Consider the following 19,864-nt stretch of genomic DNA (forward strand, 5'->3'; position numbering starts at 1 on the left):
ACATTTCATATTTGGATTTTATAATAGTCTTACAAATATGGAGGTGACAAATGAATCCAATCCAAAGAGCTTGGGCTTATGTCAGCAGAAAACGACTGAGAAGTTTTATTTTATTTCTGATTTTATTTGTCCTTTTAGCAGGAATGTCAGCCTGTTTGACTCTGATGAAGTCCAACAAAACAGTAGAAAGCAATCTTTACAAATCACTCAACACATCTTTTTCTATCAAAAAGATAGAAAATGGACAGACCTTCAAGTTGTCTGACCTTGCATCCGTGAGCAAGATTAAGGGACTGGAAAATGTCTCTCCTGAACTTGAGACGGTCGCAAAACTGAAAGACAAGGAAGCGGTGAGTGGTGAGCAGAGCGTAGAACGTGATGATTTGTCAGCTGCAGACAAGAACTTGGTTAGCTTAACGGCTCTCGAGGATTCATCCAAGGATGTCACCTTTACCAGTTCGGCTTTCAATCTAAAAGAAGGGCGACACCTTCAAAAAGGGGACTCCAAGAAAATCCTGATCCACGAAGAGTTGGCCAAGAAGAATGGTCTTTCGCTTCACGACAAGATTCGCTTGGATGCTGGTCAGTCCGAAGCTGGAAAGGGGCAAACAGTAGAGTTTGAAATTGTCGGCATCTTTTCTGGTAAAAAACAAGAAAAGTTCACAGGCTTGTCTTCCGACTTCAGTGAAAACCAGGTCTTTACAGACTATGAAAGCAGCCAAACCCTTCTGGGAAATAGTGAACCGCAAGTCAGTGCAGCGCGCTTCTATGTAGAAAATCCTAAGGAAATGGACGGACTCATGAAGCAGGTAGAAAACTTGGCTTTAGAAAGTCAAGGTTACCAAGTTGAGAAGGAAAACAAGGCCTTTGAACAAATTAAAGACTCAGTGGCAACCTTCCAAACCTTCCTCACCATCTTCCTTTATGGGATGTTGATAGCTGGAGCAGGAGCTTTGATTTTGGTCTTGTCCCTCTGGTTGAGAGAAAGGGTCTACGAAGTGGGGATTCTACTCGCACTTGGAAAAGGCAAGAGTTCAATCTTCCTACAATTCTGTTTAGAAGTGGTGTTGGTATCTCTTGGAGCTTTGCTTCCAGCATTTGTTGCAGGAAATGCCATCACATCCTATCTACTCCAAACTGTACTAGCCAGTGGAGATCAGGCAACCTTACAGGACACTCTGGCCAAAGCAAGTGGTCTATCAACCAGTCTCCTATCCTTTGCAGAATCCTATGTCTTTCTGCTCCTGATTGGTTGCTTGTCTGTAGCCCTTTGTTTCGTATTTCTATTTAGAAAATCGCCGAAAGAAATTTTATCATCTATTAGTTAAGAAGGAGAAATCATGACTTTATTACAATTGCAAGATGTTACCTACCGTTATAAGAACACTGCTGAAGCAGTTTTATATCAGATCAAGTATAATTTTGAACCCGGAAAATTTTATAGTATCATTGGTGAGTCAGGAGCAGGAAAATCCACTCTCTTGTCCCTACTGGCTGGTCTAGATAGTCCTGTCGAGGGTTCTATCCTTTTCCAAGGAGAGGACATTCGGAATAAGGGATATTCTTACCATCGCATGCACCATATTTCCCTGGTCTTTCAAAATTATAACTTGATAGATTATCTTTCTCCGCTGGAAAATATCCGCTTGGTCAACAAAAAAGCAAGCAAGGATACACTTCTTGAGCTTGGTTTGGATGAAAGTCAGATCAAGCGGAACGTTCTCCAGTTATCAGGTGGTCAACAGCAACGTGTAGCCATCGCTCGCAGTTTGGTCTCAGAAGCTCCAGTTATTCTAGCTGATGAGCCAACAGGAAATCTGGACCCTAAAACTGCTGGAGATATTATCGAACTGCTCAAATCACTTGCCGAGAAAACAGGTAAATGTGTGATCGTCGTCACCCACAGTAAAGAAGTGGCACAAGCGTCAGATATTACACTTGAATTGAAGGACAAGAAACTAACTGAAACTCGCAATACTACAAAATAAGATGAGCTTGTTTTGATAGAATTATAAAATCAAATCTAGAAAGGGAACCTATGTTACACAACGCATTTGCCTATGTTACAAGGAAGTTTTTCAAATCGATTGTTATCTTCCTGATTATTCTCCTCATGGCGAGCTTGAGTTTGGTCGGCTTGTCGATCAAGGGAGCTACTGCCAAGGCTTCTCAGGAGACCTTTAAAAATATCACCAATAGTTTCTCCATGCAAATCAATCGTCGCGTCAATCAAGGAACGCCACGTGGTTCTGGGAATATCAAGGGTGAGGATATCAAAAAAATCACCGAAAATAAGGCCATCGAGTCTTATGTTAAACGCATCAACGCCATCGGAGATTTGACTGGATATGAACTCATCGAAACGCCAGAAACCAAGAAAAATCTCACTGCTGACCGTGCCAAACGTTTTGGAAGCAGCTTGATGATTACAGGTGTCAATGACTCATCTAAAGAAGATAAGTTTGTCTCTGGCTCATATAAGCTGGTTGAAGGTGAGCACCTGACCAACGATGATAAGGACAAGATCCTCATGCACAAGGACTTGGCAGCTAAACACGGTTGGAAAGTCGGAGATAAGGTCAAATTGGACTCTAATGTCTATGATGCAGACAATGAAAAAGGTGCCAAGGAAACAGTCGAAGTGACAATCAAGGGACTCTTTGATGGTCACAATAAGTCAGCAGTAACCTACTCACAAGAACTCTATGAAAACACAGCTATCACAGACATTCACACTGCTGCAAAACTTTATGGATACACAGAAGACACAGCTATTTATGGGGACGCAACCTTCTTTGTAACAGCAGACAAGAACTTGGATGACGTCATGAAAGAGTTGAATGGTATCAGTGGTATCAATTGGAAGAGCTACACACTTGTGAAGAGCTCCTCTAACTACCCAGCTCTTGAGCAATCCATCTCTGGTATGTACAAGATGGCCAACCTCCTCTTCTGGGGTAGCTTGAGCTTCTCAGTCCTTCTCCTTGCACTCTTGCTTAGTCTTTGGATCAACGCCCGTCGCAAGGAAGTTGGGATTCTCCTCTCTATCGGTCTCAAGCAGGCAAGTATCTTGGGGCAATTCATCACCGAATCTATCCTGATCGCCATCCCTGCTCTCGTTTCGGCTTACTTCCTAGCCAACTACACAGCTCGAGCAATCGGAAATACTGTTCTTGCCAATGTCACTTCAGGTGTTTCCAAGCAAGCCAGCAAGGCTGCTCAAGCCTCTAATCTTGGTGGTGGTGCAGAAGTAGACGGCTTTAGCAAGACCTTGTCGAGCTTAGATATTTCTATTCAGACATCGGACTTTATCATCGTCTTTGTACTTGCTCTGGTTCTAGTGGTTCTTGTTATGGCTCTTGCCTCAAGCAATCTCCTCAGAAAACAACCAAAAGAGCTCTTGCTCGATAGCGAATAAAAAACTTGCTACCTATTCTCCCCTAAATGGGGTATAATATAGGTAGCATTTTTATCTGTTTTGTCTTGATAAGGACTCTTCTTATCAGGATGAAACTGAGATAATTTACAAGAAATTTAAAGGAATGTGAAACGTTTTTTCTATGCAAATTTTAATTGTAGAAGATGAAGAGATGATCCGTGAGGGAATCAGTGACTATTTGACGGATTGTGGTTATGAAACCATTGAGGCTGCGGACGGTCAAGAAGCTCTGGAAAAATTTTCCAGCCATGAAGTTGCTCTAGTACTGCTGGATATCCAGATGCCCAAGCTTAATGGCTTAGAAGTCCTAGCCGAGATTCGTAAGACCAGTCAGGTTCCTGTCTTGATGTTGACCGCCTTTCAGGATGAAGAATACAAGATGAGTGCTTTTGCTTCGCTAGCAGACGGTTATCTGGAAAAGCCCTTTTCTCTCTCCCTTTTAAAAGTAAGGGTGGACGCGATTTTCAAGCGCTACTACGATACAGGACGAGTCTTCTCTTATAAAGATACCAAGGTGGACTTTGAGAGTTACAGTGCAAGCCTCGCAGGTCAAGAAGTGGCCATTAATGCCAAAGAGTTGGAAATTCTGGACTATCTGGTGAAAAATGAAGGACGGGCATTGACTCGTTCTCAGATTATCGATGCTGTCTGGAAGGCGACAGATGAGGTTCCCTTTGATCGTGTCATTGATGTCTATATCAAGGAACTGCGGAAAAAGCTAGACTTGGATTGTATCCTCACGGTGCGCAATGTTGGTTATAAATTGGAGCGAAAATGAAACGAACAGGTTTGTTTACAAAGATATTTATCTATACCTTCTCGATTTTTAGTGTTCTGGTTATTTGTCTTCATTTAGCCATTTATTTTCTCTTTCCCTCTACTTATCTGAGCCATCGTCAGGAAACCATTGGCCAGAAAGCGACTGCTATTGCCCAATCCCTAGACGGAAAAGATAGGCAGAACATCGAGCAAGTGTTAGATTTGTATTCCCAGACTAGTGATATTAAGGGGGCCGTCAAAGGAGAGATGACCGAGGACAAGTTAGAAGTCAAGGACAATCTTCCTCTGGACACAGACCGCCAGACCACCTCTCTCTTTATCGAGGAGCGTGAGGTAAAAACGCAAGATGGTAGCACTATGACTCTCCAATTTCTAGCTTCAATGGACTTGCAAAAGGAAGCAGAGCAGATTAGTCTCCAATTTCTCCCCTATACCTTGCTGGCATCCTTTCTGATTTCCCTCTTGGTAGCCTACATCTACGCTCGAACCATTGTTGCCCCGATTTTGGAAATCAAGCGGGTGACCCGTAGAATGATGGAACTAGATGCTCAAGTGCGATTGCGCGTGGATTCTAAGGATGAGATAGGTGATCTCAAGGAACAAATCAATAGCCTTTACCAGCACCTTTTGACTGTTATTGCGGACTTGCATGACAAGAATGAAGCTATTCTTCAGCTGGAGAAGATGAAGGTTGAGTTCCTACGAGGGGCTTCTCATGAATTGAAAACACCTCTGGCTAGTTTGAAAATCCTAATCGAAAATATGAAAGAAAATGTCGGCCGTTATAAGGATAGAGATCACTATCTTGGAGTTGCCTTGGGGATTGTGGATGACCTCAGTCACCACGTTCTCCAGATATTGTCTCTTTCTTCTGTTCAGGAATTGCGAGACGAGAAAGAAGAGGTTGACCTCCTTCAGATGACGCAAAGTCTGGTTAATGATTATGCTTTGCTCGCCAAGGAGAGAGAACTTCAGGTAGACATTAGCCTAACCCGTCAGCAGGCTTACATAAACCCATCTGTCATGAAACTAATCCTATCGAATCTCATCAGCAATGCTATCAAGCACTCCACTTCAGGTGGCCTGGTCCGCATTGGCGAGAGAGAAGGAGAACTCTATATCGAGAATAGCTGTAGTCCTGAAGAACAAGAAAAACTGGCCCAGTCTTTTTCTGAAAATGCTAGTCGCAAGGCCAAGGGTTCGGGGATGGGACTCTTTGTGGTCAAAAGTTTATTAGAACACGAGAAATTACCTTATCATTTTGAGATTCAGGGCGATTGCTTGAGCTTCTTCATACGTTATCCCAAAGTCACTCAGGACTAAGGATAAGAAAGGGTTTACATTGATTGGATTGGAAGAAATTCAATCTAAAGTATGGGAAAAACTAGCTTTTTTTATCAAAAAGTGATAAAATGAACAATGTAAATGGGATGTCCCAAAAAATATATAGGAGGCCTGACAAATGGCAATCGTTTCAGCAGAAAAATTTGTCCAAGCAGCTCGTGACAACGGTTATGCAGTTGGTGGATTTAACACAAACAACCTTGAGTGGACTCAAGCTATCTTGCGTGCAGCAGAAGCTAAAAAAGCTCCAGTTTTGATCCAAACTTCAATGGGTGCTGCGAAATACATGGGTGGTTACAAAGTTGCTCGCAACTTGATCGCTAACCTTGTTGAGTCAATGGGTATCACTGTACCAGTAGCTATCCACCTTGACCACGGTCACTACGAAGATGCACTTGAGTGTATCGAAGTTGGTTACACTTCAATCATGTTTGACGGTTCACACCTTCCAGTTGAAGAAAACCTTAAATTGGCTAAAGACGTTGTTGAAAAAGCACACGCTAAAGGTATCTCAGTAGAAGCTGAAGTTGGTACTATCGGTGGTGAAGAAGACGGTATCATCGGTAAAGGTGAATTGGCTCCAATCGAAGACGCTAAAGCAATGGTTGCAACTGGTATTGACTTCTTGGCAGCTGGTATCGGTAACATCCACGGTCCTTACCCAGCAAACTGGGAAGGTCTTGACCTTGACCACTTGAAGAAATTGACAGAAGCTCTTCCAGGTTTCCCAATCGTATTGCACGGTGGTTCAGGTATTCCTGATGACCAAATCCAAGCAGCTATCAAACTTGGTGTTGCAAAAGTTAACGTTAACACTGAATGCCAAATCGCATTCGCTAACGCAACTCGTAAATTTGCTCGTGACTACGAAGCAAACGAAGCAGAATACGACAAGAAGAAACTCTTCGACCCACGTAAATTCTTGGCTGACGGTGTAAAAGCTATCCAAGCATCAGTTGAAGAACGTATCGACGTATTCGGTTCAGAAGGTAAAGCTTAATCTAGCTGAACAATACAGAAAGAACCTGCCCATTGGGTGGGTTTTTTGGTGTCTGGCTATATAGCGAATATACTGTAGAAGAACCAATCTTAAGTTGCTAAAAGGTTTTATTTTTTGTACAATAATGCTATGAAAATACTGAAAAAATGGTTTCTTGGCTTTCTCAGTTTCATTCTTTTGTTTTTACTCGCTACATTCATCTTTCACCGTATCAGTTTGGAAAAGGAAGAAGCCTCACTGACACCTATGGGGCAACAAGTTCTCGTCAATGGACATCAAATAAATGTTTACGTTGAAGGGGATGGTCCTGAGACTATAGTAGTTCTCTCAGGTGCCGGTATTGCTTCTCCTATATTGGATTTTAAAGAAGTATCGGAATCCTTATCAAAACAGTATAAGGTAGTTATCGTGGAGCGGGCGGGATATGGTTATAGTGATGATAGCAATCATTCAAGAGATGTGATGGAGGTTTTGTCTGAGACTCGCCAAGCTCTTTCGCAAGCAAATATCACAGGGCCGTTTATCATTCTGTCTCATTCCATGGCTAGTCTAGAGAGTTTGGCTTGGCAGGAGAAGTATCCTGATGAAGTGAAAGCCTTGATTGGTCTGGATTGGGCACTGCCGTCAAGTTATGAGAATTTAAAGAATAATCAGGCCTTGCTTACGTTGGCCTATTGGAGCAGCAAGATTGGTTTATTACGCTACTTCCCTGAGTCTTTTTATATAAAAAATCAAGCTCTGACCGAAAATGAACGAAAACAATATAAACTTCTAGCTTATAAGCAGTTGATGTCACAAGCCATGCTTCATGAATCCCAAACGGTAAAGGAAAATGCCAAGAAAGTTCCCTCAAACATTAATCCGAAAATTCCAGCGTTACTAATGGTTTCTAATGCTGATGGTACTAGCTTTAGCCAATCTGAGTGGCAATGTTATGCAGAGAGATTTGCAAGCGACCAGTCTAATGTTCAAGTCGTCTATATGGATGCGCCTCACGACCTCTATCATTATCAAAGCGACGTTATTGTTTCTCGCATTAAAGAATTTTTAGAGAATAATTGAGGGATTAAAAATCCATTGAGACAGATGATAATAATTGAAAGGTAATGACTTATGAATAATTCTTATATTTTACTTAGACATGCTCATTCAAGATTTTCAAGTGATGATTTTAATAGAACTTTATCAGAAAAAGGATTTTCATCTCTTGACCAGTTAGAGTTTTTGAATTCTTTTAATATTGATTATTATTTTTCTAGTCCTTATAAACGAGCATTTGAAACGATTAATAGCTCGCCAATTCAATTTGATAAAATAGTTCTTGATAATCGGTTACGAGAGCGAAAATTATCTTCAACCTTTATAAAAGATTCTGAGTTTGAAGACAGTATTAAATATTTATGGCAAAATCCTAGTGAATCTCTTTCAGAAGGGGAATCAAATCAAGACGCACTAGCTAGAGTACTAAATTTTTTAATGGAATTGGAAGAGAGATACTCAGAAAAAATGATTTTACTTAGTTCACACGGGAATTTGATAGGAATACTACTACATCACTTTGATTCCAGTTTTGATTATGAAAAATGGGAGCAGATGACCTTTCCAGATTGTTTTCTAATTGATAGAGATGGGATTGTGAAAAGAATTTTGAAAGATTAGTTCTTTGATTAAATAGTGAATCATATTGATCAAAATAGTTTGCTTTTTACAATTCGTAACCTGCCCATCGGGCAGGTCTTTTTGGTGTTTTAAGGAAACTATTAAACCAGAATTTTGGATTAAAAATAGCATTTTAAGAGTGAAATCTCTAATTTCATAATCTGAAAGCAAACGCTTGCATTCCGTTTTTTATTGGACTATAATAGGTTGGTATAAAGCCTTCTGTAAGAATAACAATTAGAAAGTTTAGAAAGTAAGGATTTAGAATATTTGTAGTCAAAAATACAATGTTGCTATTCCTTGCGACAGGGAGATAGATATGGCAATGATAGAAGTGGAACATCTTCAGAAAAATTTTGTGAAGACAGTAAAGGAACCGGGGTTAAAGGGAGCTTTACGCTCCTTTATTCATCCTGAAAAGCAGACCTTTGAAGCGGTCAAGGATTTGACCTTCGAGGTACCAAAGGGCCAGATTCTAGGTTTTATCGGCGCAAATGGTGCTGGGAAGTCGACAACCATCAAAATGCTGACAGGGATTTTAAAACCGACATCTGGTTTTTGTCGGATTAACGGCAAGATTCCGCAGGACAATCGTCAGGATTATGTTAAGGATATTGGTGTGGTCTTTGGACAACGCACCCAGCTATGGTGGGATTTGGCTCTGCAAGAGACCTACACGGTTTTGAAAGAAATTTACGATGTGCCAGACTCGCTCTTCCATAAGCGCATGGATTTTTTGAATGAAGTCTTGGATTTGAAGGAATTTATCAAGGATCCCGTGCGGACTCTTTCACTGGGTCAACGGATGCGGGCGGACATTGCAGCTTCCTTGCTTCATAATCCCAAGGTTCTCTTTTTAGATGAGCCGACCATTGGCTTGGATGTGTCGGTCAAGGACAATATTCGTCGCGCCATTACACAGATCAATCAGGAGGAAGAAACTACCATTCTCTTGACCACTCACGACCTGAGTGATATTGAGCAACTCTGTGATCGAATTTTTATGATTGACAAGGGGCAGGAGATTTTTGATGGAACGGTTAGCCAGCTCAAGGAGACTTTTGGCAAGATGAAGACTCTTTCTTTTGAACTGGTACCAGGGCAAAGTCATCACGCTTCTCACTATGAAGGCCTGCCTGATATGACCGTTGATAGACAAGGAAATAGCCTTAATATTGAATTTGATAGTTCCCGCTACCAGTCAGCTGATATTATCAAGCAAACTCTGTCTGATTTTGAAATTCGCGATTTGAAGATGTTGGATACGGATATCGAGGATATTATCCGTCGCTTCTACCGAAAGGAGCTCTAAGATGGTCAAATTGTGGAGACGTTATAAACCCTTTATCAATGCAGGGATTCAGGAGTTGATTACCTATCGAGTCAACTTTATTCTCTATCGGATTGGCGATGTCATGGGGGCTTTTGTCGCTTTCTATCTCTGGAAGGCGGTCTTTGATTCCTCGCAAGAGTCTTTGATTCAGGGCTTCAGCATGGCAGATATTACCCTCTACATCATCATGAGTTTTGTGACTAATCTGTTGACCAAGTCAGATTCTTCCTTCATGATTGGGGAGGAGGTCAAGGATGGTTCCATTATCATGCGCTTGTTGCGACCAGTGCATTTTGCGACCTCTTATCTCTTCACCGAGCTTGGTTCCAAGTGGTTGATTTTTGTCAGTGTCGGACTTCCTTTCTTGAGTGTTATTGTCTTGATGAAAATCCTTTCTGGGCAAGGTATTGTAGAAGTGCTGGGATTAACCACCCTTTATCTCTTTAGCTTGACGCTGGCCTACCTGATTAACTTTTTCTTTAATATCTGCTTTGGATTTTCAGCCTTTGTCTTTAAAAATCTATGGGGTTCCAATCTACTCAAGACTTCCATAGTGGCCTTTATGTCTGGAAGTCTGATTCCCTTGGCTTTCTTTCCAAAGGTGGTTTCAGATATTCTGTCCTTCTTGCCTTTCTCATCTTTGATTTACACTCCGGTCATGATTATCGTTGGGAAATACGATGACAGTCAGATTCTTCAGGCGCTTTTGCTCCAGTTTTTTTGGCTCTTAGTGATGGTGGGTCTGTCTCAATTGATTTGGAAACGAGTCCAGTCATTCATCACCATTCAGGGAGGTTAGTATGAAAAAATATCAACGCATGCATCTGATTTTTATCAGACAATACATCAAGCAAATCATGGAATATAAGGTGGATTTTGTGGTTGGTGTCCTTGGAGTTTTTCTGACCCAAGGTTTGAACCTCTTGTTTCTCAACGTACTCTTCCAACACATCCCCTCGCTAGAAGGTTGGACTTTCCAAGAAATCGCTTTTATCTATGGATTTTCCCTGATTCCCAAGGGACTGGACCATCTCTTTTTTGACAATCTCTGGGCACTAGGTCAACGACTAGTCCGAAAAGGGGAGTTTGACAAGTATCTAACGCGTCCTATCAATCCTCTTTTTCATATTCTGGTTGAGACCTTTCAGATTGATGCCTTGGGCGAACTATTGGTCGGTGGAATTTTACTAGCGACAACAGTATCAAGCATTGCTTGGACTCTTCCCAAATTCCTGCTTTTCCTAGTTTGTATCCCCTTTGCGACCTTGATTTATACTTCCTTGAAAATCGCGACTGCCAGTATCGCTTTTTGGACCAAGCAGTCAGGCGCCATGATTTACATCTTCTATATGTTTAATGATTTTGCCAAATATCCGATTTCCATCTACAATTCCCTTCTTCGTTGGTTGATTAGCTTTATCGTGCCTTTTGCTTTTACGGCCTACTATCCTGCCAGCTATTTCTTGCAGGACAAAGACGGGCTCTTTAACATTGGTGGGTTGATTTTGATTTCCCTTGTCTTCTTTGTCATTTCTTTGAAACTATGGGACAAGGGCTTAGATGCCTACGAAAGTGCGGGTTCTTAAAAGGAAGAAACTCAAAGCCTTGTCTCAGGACAGGCTTTTTCTAATGGAGATGGGTTCTGCTTAAAATCCATTTCTTCGGCTTATTTAAAATATAATTACAAACGGTTGTTTATATTTTGTGGTATAATGTATTGTAATAAATACTTGTTTTGATACCAATCTAGAGATATTTTTATAGTTATTTATTCTAGAAATTTTTGCTTGGATTTTTTTTAAAAGTCATAAAAGTTCATGGATAGTAACGAATGAAGTATCGTAAGCTTGGCTGAATATCAATCAAAAAGGAGAAAATTATGAATAAGAAAGAACGGGAAAAACAATTTGAAGAGATCAATGGACCTAAGCGGTCTGAATCAAAGTCGGCTCCGAATAAAAATATAAAAATCTATATTGGCATAGCACTCTCTGTTTTAGTCACTCTCATCTTGGTAAGTATTTTCTCATATCTTCTGATTGGAAAGAAAGAGCCAAATCAAGCATCGTCTGCAGTTTCAACTAAAGAGACAACAAGTCAAGCTTCTACAAGCCAAGGAAAAACGGATGAGACTGATAAGGATAAACAAGAGGAAATTCAGAAACTCAAGGATCAACTGACTGCTTTAGATACCAAAATTACGGAAGCAGAAGCACTTGTTAGCAAGTTGAAGAAAGAAACTACCGTTCCAAAACTAGATATTGAAGCAATCAAGAACAATGATTTGTCTAGTTTAGAAGGTACTTGGCGTAGTCAATCTGGTAATGAATACATTATTAATGATTCTGGAGAAGTACGTGCGACTTGGTTTACAAATGATCAAAAGTACGAATCTGTAGTTGGATTAAAGGTATCAAAAGGACAAGATAGTCGTAACCCTGAGACAGCGTCTATCAGTGCATGGGTAAAAGATTCTGTTGCTGGAGGATTTGTAGTAGTAGCTGTGCCAAGTGGTGTTGTTATGCAACCCGCTGATGACGGAAAGATTACGGATAAAAGCAATCATGCTGAGGAAAGACTACTTTCGGGACAAGAGTATGGATCAATGTTAATGAAACCAGAAAAGGTTTATTATCGTGTGAAACCAGATACCAGCAAACTTGAGGAAGCAGAAAAGAACTTAGCTCAACTACAAGCAGACCGTGAATCAATCAAATCTTCTCTAGAGTCAAAGGAAAAGAAAAACTAGATGGTATTCGTTCAAAAATACTGTTACAATCGGCAGAATCAAGAAGCCCATTAGGGCTTCTTTTTCTTTTGTTACAAATACTCAACCACTTAGACAGAGATATTGACCAGATAGGCAAAAGGGCTTGTTCTTGAAAAATTCCTCTGCTATAATGATTCATGTAAGGGACGTGAGGGGTCAGTATCAGACAACTCAAGAACCAAAAAAAGAAAATGGAGACAAAAAAATGAAAAAATTATTGGGACTTGTATTTTTAGTAGCAGCAGCGCTAGTATTGTATTTCGGATCTGTTGGATGGCCAAGTTTGGATGTCAACCTCTGGTCACTCATTCCGGTAGGATTGTTCCTCTATTTCACGCTAGAAAACTTTTTGAAAAAAGACTACAAGGCTAGTCTGATGTGCTTGATCATTGCCTTTATCATTGCAAATGCTATTTTTGATCTCTTGCCCATTTCAAGTGGTTTGGTGATTGGTGCCGGTGTGCTAGCTTGTGTAGGACTTGGCTACCTCTTTCCTGATAAAGATAAATAGAAAAGTCTCGAGGTTTCTCGAGACTTTGTTTTTATTTACCAGCGTAATATTTTTGAATCCCTTTTACGATGCCTGCGACCAGTTTATCTTGGTAGTGGCTATCTCTGATTTGTTGGTTTTCGGAGAAATTATCCATATAACCAAGCTCTAGGAGAACGGCTGGTTTGGCTGTTTCGCGTAGTACGGCATAGCTGCTTTCCAATAAGCCAGCATCCTTGGCCCCTGTTTCTGCTAGGAGAGAGGAGTGGATGGCAGCGGCGAGGCGTTTGCTTTCACTCATACGATCAGGGTGATTGTGCCAGAATTTATTAATCTTACTTGGGTAATCAGGTTCATCGCTATAGGAGTAGGTTTGAATACCGCTCGCTTTTGAGTAGGTATTACCAGTAGCGTTGAAGTGAATACTGATAAAAATATCAGAGTTGGTCTTATTAACCATACGAGAACGTTCGGTAACAAAATCAACGTCAATATCACTATCACGAGAAGTGAGGACCTTGTAGCCTAGTTCTTCTAACTTAGTACGAAGCTTACGGTAAATCTGCATGTTGAGATCTTTTTCAGCTACATTGTAGTAAAAAGCTCCTGAATCTCGACCACCATGTCCAGGATCTAGGAAAATGGTATTGCTGTATAGGCCTTTTGTAAATCCGCCTTCAGTTGAAACTTCAGAAATCCATTGGCCGTATTTTTGGAACAAGTGTTCCTTACCGTCTATCTTGTAAGTTCCTGAAACATAATGTCCATTATCATCTAGGTAGTAGCGTGCTTTGTCAGAGTTATCGTAAATCCATTCGCTCTTTGCCATGTAACCACCTGACTTGAGGTAGTATGCTCCAATCCACTCCTGATTTGCATAACGGCCATTCGCTTTTAGATAGAACCAGCTCTTGTAGGCTTTATCGAAGATCCACTCATTCTCCGCCATGGCTCCACTGGTTTTAAGGTAGTAGCTTTCTTTCCATTTGTCTGCTAGCATCCCACCATTCTGGTCAAATGAGTACCAGGAACCCTGAATCTTTTGCCAGTTTTCTTGGACATATCTCCCTGACCCGTTCGCATAGAACCAAGTATCCTTGATTTTGACCCAGTTGTTTTCTGCCATAGCTCCACTCTGGTTGAAGAGGTAGCCCTTGAAGGTTGTCGCACTCAGCATTCCACCGTCTTTGTCAAAGTAATACCAAGAACCGTTGATTTTCTCCCATTTATCCTGTGAGATCTTTCCAGAAGGAGCGACATAATACCAAATTTGGTCTAATTTAGTCCAACCCTTTTCTGCCATAGCTCCGCTTTTTGTGAGAAGATAGCCGTCAACGGCAGTGTTGCTGAGCATACTTCCAATTTGGTCAAAATAGTACCAAGAGCCGTTAATTTTTTTCCAGGTGTTCTGAGCAAGTCGTCCAGAGGAATCAGCATAATACCATTGATTGTCCAGTTTGGTCCAGCTATTTTCTATCATGACACCATCTTGGTCAAAAGCATAGCCTTTGTAGACAGTAGAATGAAGACGATTACCATCTTGATCGAAGTAGTACCATTTGCCTTGGATTTGTTTCCAGTTTAAAGCAGGCTTATCATCTTGGTAAAAACGCCAGTGGTGATTTTCTTGGTACCATCCTTCTTTTTTGGGCTTGTCTTCTTGCACATCTACTTTCGGAAGAGCTTCTGATTTAGAGTTTTCCTCAACACTCGACTCTTTCTTTTCTTCTTTGGCAATTGCTTCCTTGACAGCAGATGTGGATTGAGTAGTGTTTTCTTCTCCTAAGACGGATGCGGGTGCTAATCCTGCGATTGAAAGGATTAAAGCACTGGTCAGTAGTATCTTTTTCACTTTCTATTTCCTAACTTTTTCTTTTCTCTTTTTCATTTTTCCTATTAATTATCGAATTGAACTTCTTCTAGTAAGTATTCGATAAAGCGTTCGCCCATCTTAGATAGGCTGGTTTTTTCATGCTGGATATAGACCAGTTCAATCGGGTCGTCAATGTCCAGCGGAATGGAAACGATATTGTCTCCGTTGAGGTTACTGTTCAAAATCCCTGTTGCAATGGTGTAACCATCCAAACCAATCAAGAGATTAAAGAGAGTGGCGCGGTCACTGACTACGATGGATTTCTTGTGGTGCTCTTGTGAAAGAATCTCCTCTGAAAAGTAGAAGGAGTTGTGCGTCCCCTGGTCATAACTCAGATAAGGAAAATTTTCCAAATCAGCCAGTTTGACCTTGTCTTTTTTAGCTAGAGGGTTGGTCTTGCTGACAAAGATATGGGGTTGGGCTGTGAATAGGTGGTGCGCTAGCAGGTGATTGTCATCGAGCATTTTCGTTAAAACATCGCGGTTGTAGCTGTTTAAAAAGAGGACACCGACCTCGCTACGGAAGTTCTTGACGTCATCGATAATCTCCCAAGTCCGAGTTTCACGAAGGAAGAGCTCGTATTTTTCCATATCACTTTTCTTTAGCAAAGAGACAAAGGCATTGACTACAAAGGCATAGTGCTGAGAGGAAACGCTGAAAAGTTCGCGGTGGGCGATAGGATTTTTATAACGTTCCTCCAGAAGCTGAGTTTGCTCGACAACTTGGCGAGCGTAGGAGAGAAACTCCATCCCATCACGCGTCAAGGTAATTCCCTTGGGATTGCGGATAAAGATTTCAATGCCCATTTCATTTTCCAAGTCTCGAACAGCATTAGAGAGACTGGGTTGGGTGATAAAGAGTTGCTTGGCTGCCTCATTCATAGAGCCAGTTTCGACGATTTTGATAATATAGTGTAGTTGTTGAATTCTCATGTTTTTATTGTACCATACTTGCGGAAGAATGGGCAATGAAGACGAAGAAAATAGGGGGAAAGAGCTGGTCCAGTATTGAAAAAAAGTCTAGAATTTGCTAAAATGGAAGCTATGAAAACATTCTATGATGTGCAACAATTTCTCAAACAGTTTGGCATTATTGTTTACATGGGGAAGCGCTTGTATGATATTGAACTGATGAAGCTCGAACTCTCTCGGATCTATGATGCAGGTCTGATGGACAAGCTAGACTATCTAGAGGCGGAAGCTGTTCTTCGTAGAGAGCACAAGATAGAATTAGACTATATTGAGAAAAATGGAGAAATGAACTAATGGTTACTTGGATTTTGTGGGCACTTATACTGGCGATGGTGGCATGGATGGGGTATAACTACCTTCGTATTCGTCGTGCGGCTAAGATTGTGGATAATGCAGAATTTGAAGCCTTGATTCGAAAAGGGCAATTGATTGATGTCCGTGAACCAGCAGAATTTCACAGAAAACATATCCTCGGAGCTCGCAATATTCCTTCAAATCAGTTGAAGTCAAGCCTTGCAGCCCTTCGCAAGGATAAACCTGTCCTTCTCTACGAAAACCAACGCGGACAACGAGTGACCAATGCCGCACTTTATCTGAAAAAACAAGGTTTCTCTGAAATTTATATCCTTTCTTATGGGTTGGATTCTTGGAACGGGAAGGTCAAGACAAGCTAATATTCTATTAAAACCTGTCGAATGATAGATAAAGCTAGCATTTTAAGGTATTATCATTTATAATAAATTTAAGGAGGTTTTATAATATGAATTCACAACAAAAGAAAAAACCTTCACTTATTTTAGGTATCTTATCTATCGTCCTTGGTTTGCTATCTCCAATAGTAGGTCTGGTTTTGGGTATCATAGGATTGGTCTTGGCTAATGTATATCAAAAAGAATCTGGACTAGACTATAAAACAGAAAGAATTCTCAATATCGTAGGTATTGTAGTTTTTGCAATAAACTTGATTGTAGCTATCGCAAGAGTTTATGGATAAGCAAAAAACAAAAAAGCTTTAAACATAAAGCTTTTTTTGTTTCATTGACTCATCTCTAAATAGTATTTAATGATTTCCAATTCCTCTGGATTCAAGGGACGGTATTGCCCTTCTGCTAGTTCTGGGTCTAATGTAAAGTCACCGAATTGGACACGTTTTAGGGCAGTCACCTTGACACCGACTGAGAGGAACATTTTTTTGATCTGATGAAACTTCCCTTCTGAGATGGTGATGGAGGCATGGCTCTCTGATGGGCTTGAGGACAGAATTTCAAGCTGAGCAGGTTTACAAGTGGTCCCATCTAAAAAGACGATTCCTTCTTTGAATGACTGAATATGGTCTGACGTGAGTGGTCCGTTTACCACCACTTGATAGGATTTATTGACATGGTACTGGGGATGAAGGAGTTGAAAACCAAGAGGTCCATTGTCTGTCAAAAGGAGCAGTCCCGTCGTATCGCGGTCTAGTCTGCCGATAGCATAGAGCTGGTCAGACTGGATGTCAGGTGGAAGGAGGTCCATGACGGTTGGAAGTTTCTTATCCTTGCTAGCTGTAACGGCTCCGTTTGGCTTATGAAGCATGAGGTAGTTGTGCTCGTAGCCTTGGATTTGCCGTCCTTGAAAGACTAATTTCTGTAATCCAGTGTCGACATTTTGAGCGAGTGAGCTGGCTGGACAATCATCTACTAGGATTTCTTTTTTTAATAAAGCCTGTTTCATAGCCTTGCGACTGACCTTTTCTTGGGCTAATAATCTATCTAAACGCATACCAGCTTATCTTATCATAAGTCTCTGACTTTGAAAAGAGTTGCCTTGACTAGAAAAGCAGAGTGAAAACATTTACACTTAGCTGAACTGTGATTTTTGAATGAGACTGTGGTATAATTGTTCAGTTAGAAATAAAAATTTAAATATTAGAGGAAATCATGACAAAATTAAGAGAAGATATCCGTAACATTGCGATTATCGCCCACGTTGACCACGGTAAAACAACCCTCGTTGACGAATTATTGAAACAATCTGAAACTCTTGATGCACGTACTGAATTGGCAGAGCGCGCTATGGACTCAAACGATATCGAAAAAGAGCGTGGAATTACCATCCTTGCGAAAAACACTGCCGTAGCCTACAACGGAACTCGTATCAATATCATGGACACACCAGGACACGCGGACTTCGGTGGAGAAGTTGAGCGTATCATGAAAATGGTTGACGGTGTTGTCTTGGTCGTAGATGCCTACGAAGGAACCATGCCACAGACTCGTTTCGTATTGAAAAAAGCCTTGGAACAAGACCTTGTCCCAATCGTGGTTGTCAACAAAATCGACAAACCATCAGCTCGTCCAGCTGAAGTAGTGGATGAAGTCTTGGAGCTCTTCATTGAGCTTGGTGCAGACGATGACCAGCTTGATTTCCCAGTGGTGTATGCTTCAGCTATCAATGGGACTTCTTCATTGTCGGATGATCCAGCTGATCAAGAAAAAACAATGGCGCCAATCTTTGACACGATTATCGATCATATCCCAGCTCCAGTAGACAATTCAGATGAGCCTTTGCAGTTCCAAGTGTCACTTTTGGACTACAATGACTTCGTAGGTCGTATCGGTATCGGTCGTGTCTTCCGTGGTAGTGTGAAAGTTGGAGACCAAGTTACCCTTTCTAAACTAGATGGTACAACCAAGAACTTCCGTGTTACAAAACTTTTCGGTTTCTTTGGTTTGGAACGTCGTGAAATCCAAGAAGCTAAAGCGGGTGACTTGATTGCCGTATCAGGTATGGAAGATATCTTTGTCGGTGAAACCATCACTCCGACAGACGCAGTTGAAGCTCTTCCAATCCTACACATCGATGAGCCAACTCTTCAAATGACTTTCTTGGTCAACAACTCACCATTTGCTGGTAAAGAAGGTAAATGGGTAACTTCTCGTAAGGTAGAAGAACGCTTGCAGGCAGAATTGCAAACAGACGTTTCCCTTCGTGTTGACCCAACGGACTCACCAGATAAATGGACTGTTTCAGGTCGTGGAGAATTGCACTTGTCAATCCTGATTGAAACCATGCGCCGTGAGGGTTATGAACTTCAAGTATCTCGTCCAGAAGTTATCGTAAAAGAAATTGACGGTGTTAAATGTGAGCCATTTGAACGTGTTCAAATCGATACTCCAGAAGAATACCAAGGATCTGTTATCCAAAGCCTTTCTGAACGTAAGGGTGAAATGTTGGATATGATTTCAACTGGTAATGGTCAAACTCGTTTGGTCTTCCTAGTTCCAGCGCGTGGTTTGATCGGTTACTCAACTGAGTTCTTGTCAATGACTCGTGGTTACGGTATTATGAACCATACCTTCGACCAATACTTGCCATTGATTCCAGGTGAAATTGGGGGACGTCACCGTGGTGCCCTTGTTTCCATAGATGCTGGTAAGGCTACAACTTACTCAATCATGTCTATCGAAGAACGTGGTACAATCTTTGTCAACCCGGGTACTGAGGTTTACGAAGGAATGATCATCGGTGAAAACTCTCGTGAAAACGACTTGACCGTTAACATCACTAAGGCCAAACAAATGACCAACGTTCGTTCAGCTACCAAGGACCAAACAGCGGTTATCAAGACACCTCGTATCTTGACACTTGAAGAGTCTCTTGAGTTCTTGAATGACGATGAGTACATGGAAGTAACGCCTGAGTCTATCCGTTTGCGTAAACAAATCCTTAACAAGGCAGAGCGCGAGAAAGCCAACAAAAAGAAAAAATCAGCTGAATAAGAGCTAGAAAGAGATAAAGATGGTCTATTTAATCATAGGGATACTCTTATTACTACTCTATGTATTTGCGACACCCCAAAGTATCAAAGGAACAGTCAACATCGTTATCTTGGTCTTTGTAGTTGTTGCACTCTTGATTTTGCTGATGTTGTCCATCTTGCAAATCTTCCAATTACCGACAGAATTCTTTGTCACAATCGCCATGCTGGCTCTAGCCTACTTTAGCTTGAGAGACATTACGCTCATGCCTGTAAAAAAGAGCAGAAGAAGATAAATAGAAAGAGAGCTACGGCTCTCTTTTTTGGTTTAAAATAAGATTTTTAAGACTTTCCTTAGGTGATTACGGACGGTAGCGACTTTCTTCGAAATTCCATACCTAAACTTTGAGCCTATAGTCTCAAAGTTTCCGAATGCCTGAAATCTATTGTTTTCAGGCATTTTTAT

Annotated in this window: 21 protein-coding genes; 18 read left to right on the plus strand and 3 right to left on the minus strand. The window is 41.1% G+C overall.

The window, feature by feature from the left end; genetic code table 11:
- The first annotated feature begins 50 nt into the window (after positions 1–50).
- The 13 genes from HMPREF8578_RS07460 to HMPREF8578_RS0102225 all read left to right on the plus strand — a co-directional run bounded on the left by HMPREF8578_RS07460 (position 51) and on the right by HMPREF8578_RS0102225 (position 12,836).
- The gene (locus tag HMPREF8578_RS07460) at positions 51–1,328 is read left to right on the plus strand and encodes an ABC transporter permease (protein ID WP_001068266.1); all 1,278 of its coding nucleotides are present in this window, start codon (positions 51–53) and stop codon (positions 1,326–1,328) included.
- A 12-nt stretch (positions 1,329–1,340) separates the two neighbouring features.
- Entirely contained in the window at positions 1,341–1,988 is a 648-nt protein-coding gene (gene vex2, locus HMPREF8578_RS07465) for an ABC transporter ATP-binding subunit Vex2 (protein WP_000173735.1), read from the plus strand.
- A 50-nt stretch (positions 1,989–2,038) separates the two neighbouring features.
- Entirely contained in the window at positions 2,039–3,418 is a 1,380-nt protein-coding gene (gene vex3, locus HMPREF8578_RS07470) for an ABC transporter permease subunit Vex3 (protein ID WP_000903006.1), read from the plus strand.
- 142 nt (positions 3,419–3,560) lie between these two features.
- Positions 3,561–4,217, plus strand: a complete 657-nt coding sequence (gene vncR / locus HMPREF8578_RS07475; RefSeq protein WP_001166283.1) for a response regulator transcription factor VncR — start codon at positions 3,561–3,563, stop codon at positions 4,215–4,217.
- Positions 4,214–5,542 (plus strand): sensor histidine kinase VncS, encoded by a 1,329-nt coding sequence (gene vncS, locus HMPREF8578_RS07480; protein ID WP_000831361.1) that lies wholly within the window; start codon positions 4,214–4,216, stop codon positions 5,540–5,542. The genes vncR and vncS overlap by 4 nt, the downstream gene beginning before the upstream one ends.
- A gap of 139 nt (positions 5,543–5,681) precedes the next feature.
- On the plus strand, positions 5,682–6,563 hold the full coding sequence (locus HMPREF8578_RS07485; RefSeq protein ID WP_001018995.1) for a class II fructose-bisphosphate aldolase: 882 nt from the start codon (positions 5,682–5,684) through the stop codon (positions 6,561–6,563).
- 129 nt (positions 6,564–6,692) lie between these two features.
- Positions 6,693–7,625, plus strand: coding sequence for an alpha/beta hydrolase (locus tag HMPREF8578_RS07490; RefSeq protein WP_002893098.1), 933 nt, complete (start codon positions 6,693–6,695; stop codon positions 7,623–7,625).
- Positions 7,626–7,676: 51 nt separating this feature from the next.
- The gene (locus HMPREF8578_RS07495; RefSeq protein ID WP_001066187.1) at positions 7,677–8,222 is read left to right on the plus strand and encodes a histidine phosphatase family protein; all 546 of its coding nucleotides are present in this window, start codon (positions 7,677–7,679) and stop codon (positions 8,220–8,222) included.
- A 319-nt stretch (positions 8,223–8,541) separates the two neighbouring features.
- A complete protein-coding gene (locus HMPREF8578_RS07500; RefSeq protein ID WP_001240804.1) occupies positions 8,542–9,534 on the plus strand; it encodes an ABC transporter ATP-binding protein in 993 nt (330 codons plus the stop codon).
- Between the two features lies 1 nt (position 9,535).
- Positions 9,536–10,354 carry an ABC transporter permease gene (locus tag HMPREF8578_RS07505; RefSeq protein WP_000240146.1) on the plus strand — a complete coding sequence of 273 codons (819 nt, stop codon included), beginning with the start codon at positions 9,536–9,538 and terminating at the stop codon, positions 10,352–10,354.
- A gap of 1 nt (position 10,355) precedes the next feature.
- Positions 10,356–11,141 (plus strand): ABC transporter permease, encoded by a 786-nt coding sequence (locus tag HMPREF8578_RS07510; protein WP_000760748.1) that lies wholly within the window; start codon positions 10,356–10,358, stop codon positions 11,139–11,141.
- A 293-nt stretch (positions 11,142–11,434) separates the two neighbouring features.
- Positions 11,435–12,304, plus strand: a complete 870-nt coding sequence (locus HMPREF8578_RS07515; RefSeq protein ID WP_001034378.1) for a DUF6287 domain-containing protein — start codon at positions 11,435–11,437, stop codon at positions 12,302–12,304.
- A 226-nt stretch (positions 12,305–12,530) separates the two neighbouring features.
- Complete coding sequence (locus HMPREF8578_RS0102225; RefSeq protein ID WP_029707418.1) at positions 12,531–12,836, plus strand: hypothetical protein; 306 nt, start codon at positions 12,531–12,533, stop codon at positions 12,834–12,836.
- 31 nt (positions 12,837–12,867) lie between these two features.
- On the opposite strand, the gene HMPREF8578_RS07520 is transcribed toward HMPREF8578_RS0102225, so the two are convergent.
- Entirely contained in the window at positions 12,868–14,667 is a 1,800-nt protein-coding gene (locus HMPREF8578_RS07520; RefSeq protein ID WP_000722520.1) for an N-acetylmuramoyl-L-alanine amidase, read from the minus strand.
- 44 nt (positions 14,668–14,711) lie between these two features.
- Positions 14,712–15,620 (minus strand): LysR family transcriptional regulator, encoded by a 909-nt coding sequence (locus HMPREF8578_RS07525; protein ID WP_001222579.1) that lies wholly within the window; start codon positions 15,618–15,620, stop codon positions 14,712–14,714.
- A gap of 75 nt (positions 15,621–15,695) precedes the next feature.
- On the opposite strand from HMPREF8578_RS07525, the gene HMPREF8578_RS07530 reads away from it, so the two are divergent.
- The 3 genes from HMPREF8578_RS07530 (at position 15,696) to HMPREF8578_RS07540 (ending at position 16,653) form a co-directional block, all read left to right on the plus strand.
- Positions 15,696–15,953, plus strand: a complete 258-nt coding sequence (locus HMPREF8578_RS07530) for a YqgQ family protein (protein WP_000749021.1) — start codon at positions 15,696–15,698, stop codon at positions 15,951–15,953.
- Positions 15,953–16,333: a rhodanese-like domain-containing protein gene (locus tag HMPREF8578_RS07535; RefSeq protein WP_000259265.1), complete on the plus strand. Its 381-nt coding sequence runs from the start codon at positions 15,953–15,955 to the stop codon at positions 16,331–16,333. Before HMPREF8578_RS07530 ends, HMPREF8578_RS07535 begins: the two co-directional genes overlap by 1 nt.
- An 86-nt stretch (positions 16,334–16,419) precedes the next feature.
- On the plus strand, positions 16,420–16,653 hold the full coding sequence (locus tag HMPREF8578_RS07540) for a hypothetical protein (protein WP_001088143.1): 234 nt from the start codon (positions 16,420–16,422) through the stop codon (positions 16,651–16,653).
- Positions 16,654–16,694: 41 nt separating this feature from the next.
- Here the strand turns inward: HMPREF8578_RS07540 and HMPREF8578_RS07545 are convergent, their stop codons facing one another.
- On the minus strand, positions 16,695–17,420 hold the full coding sequence (locus HMPREF8578_RS07545) for a 16S rRNA pseudouridine(516) synthase (RefSeq protein WP_001235077.1): 726 nt from the start codon (positions 17,418–17,420) through the stop codon (positions 16,695–16,697).
- Between the two features lie 158 nt (positions 17,421–17,578).
- Here HMPREF8578_RS07545 and typA point away from each other — a divergent pair, with 158 nt between their 5' ends.
- Positions 17,579–19,420 carry a translational GTPase TypA gene (gene typA, locus HMPREF8578_RS07550; RefSeq protein ID WP_000164117.1) on the plus strand — a complete coding sequence of 614 codons (1,842 nt, stop codon included), beginning with the start codon at positions 17,579–17,581 and terminating at the stop codon, positions 19,418–19,420.
- Between the two features lie 19 nt (positions 19,421–19,439).
- Positions 19,440–19,694, plus strand: coding sequence for a DUF3165 family protein (locus tag HMPREF8578_RS07555; protein ID WP_000262661.1), 255 nt, complete (start codon positions 19,440–19,442; stop codon positions 19,692–19,694).
- The last annotated feature ends 170 nt before the right edge of the window (positions 19,695–19,864 follow it).

The organism is Streptococcus oralis ATCC 49296 (assembly GCF_000185265.1).
Lineage (GTDB): Bacteria > Bacillota > Bacilli > Lactobacillales > Streptococcaceae > Streptococcus > Streptococcus oralis_BC.

Bases quoted from the DNA above. Each gene is read 5' to 3' on its own strand.
- HMPREF8578_RS07460 (WP_001068266.1), top strand. From the start codon at position 51: ATGAATCCAATCCAAAGAGCTTGGGCTTATGTCAGCAGAAAACGACTG.
- vex2 (WP_000173735.1), top strand. From the start codon at position 1,341: ATGACTTTATTACAATTGCAAGATGTTACCTACCGTTATAAGAACACT.
- vex3 (WP_000903006.1), top strand. From the start codon at position 2,039: ATGTTACACAACGCATTTGCCTATGTTACAAGGAAGTTTTTCAAATCG.
- vncR (WP_001166283.1), top strand. From the start codon at position 3,561: ATGCAAATTTTAATTGTAGAAGATGAAGAGATGATCCGTGAGGGAATC.
- vncS (WP_000831361.1), top strand. From the start codon at position 4,214: ATGAAACGAACAGGTTTGTTTACAAAGATATTTATCTATACCTTCTCG.
- HMPREF8578_RS07485 (WP_001018995.1), top strand. From the start codon at position 5,682: ATGGCAATCGTTTCAGCAGAAAAATTTGTCCAAGCAGCTCGTGACAAC.
- HMPREF8578_RS07490 (WP_002893098.1), top strand. From the start codon at position 6,693: ATGAAAATACTGAAAAAATGGTTTCTTGGCTTTCTCAGTTTCATTCTT.
- HMPREF8578_RS07495 (WP_001066187.1), top strand. From the start codon at position 7,677: ATGAATAATTCTTATATTTTACTTAGACATGCTCATTCAAGATTTTCA.
- HMPREF8578_RS07500 (WP_001240804.1), top strand. From the start codon at position 8,542: ATGGCAATGATAGAAGTGGAACATCTTCAGAAAAATTTTGTGAAGACA.
- HMPREF8578_RS07505 (WP_000240146.1), top strand. From the start codon at position 9,536: ATGGTCAAATTGTGGAGACGTTATAAACCCTTTATCAATGCAGGGATT.
- HMPREF8578_RS07510 (WP_000760748.1), top strand. From the start codon at position 10,356: ATGAAAAAATATCAACGCATGCATCTGATTTTTATCAGACAATACATC.
- HMPREF8578_RS07515 (WP_001034378.1), top strand. From the start codon at position 11,435: ATGAATAAGAAAGAACGGGAAAAACAATTTGAAGAGATCAATGGACCT.
- HMPREF8578_RS0102225 (WP_029707418.1), top strand. From the start codon at position 12,531: ATGAAAAAATTATTGGGACTTGTATTTTTAGTAGCAGCAGCGCTAGTA.
- HMPREF8578_RS07525 (WP_001222579.1), bottom strand. From the start codon at position 15,620: ATGAGAATTCAACAACTACACTATATTATCAAAATCGTCGAAACTGGC.
- HMPREF8578_RS07535 (WP_000259265.1), top strand. From the start codon at position 15,953: ATGGTTACTTGGATTTTGTGGGCACTTATACTGGCGATGGTGGCATGG.
- HMPREF8578_RS07540 (WP_001088143.1), top strand. From the start codon at position 16,420: ATGAATTCACAACAAAAGAAAAAACCTTCACTTATTTTAGGTATCTTA.
- HMPREF8578_RS07545 (WP_001235077.1), bottom strand. From the start codon at position 17,420: ATGCGTTTAGATAGATTATTAGCCCAAGAAAAGGTCAGTCGCAAGGCT.
- typA (WP_000164117.1), top strand. From the start codon at position 17,579: ATGACAAAATTAAGAGAAGATATCCGTAACATTGCGATTATCGCCCAC.
- HMPREF8578_RS07555 (WP_000262661.1), top strand. From the start codon at position 19,440: ATGGTCTATTTAATCATAGGGATACTCTTATTACTACTCTATGTATTT.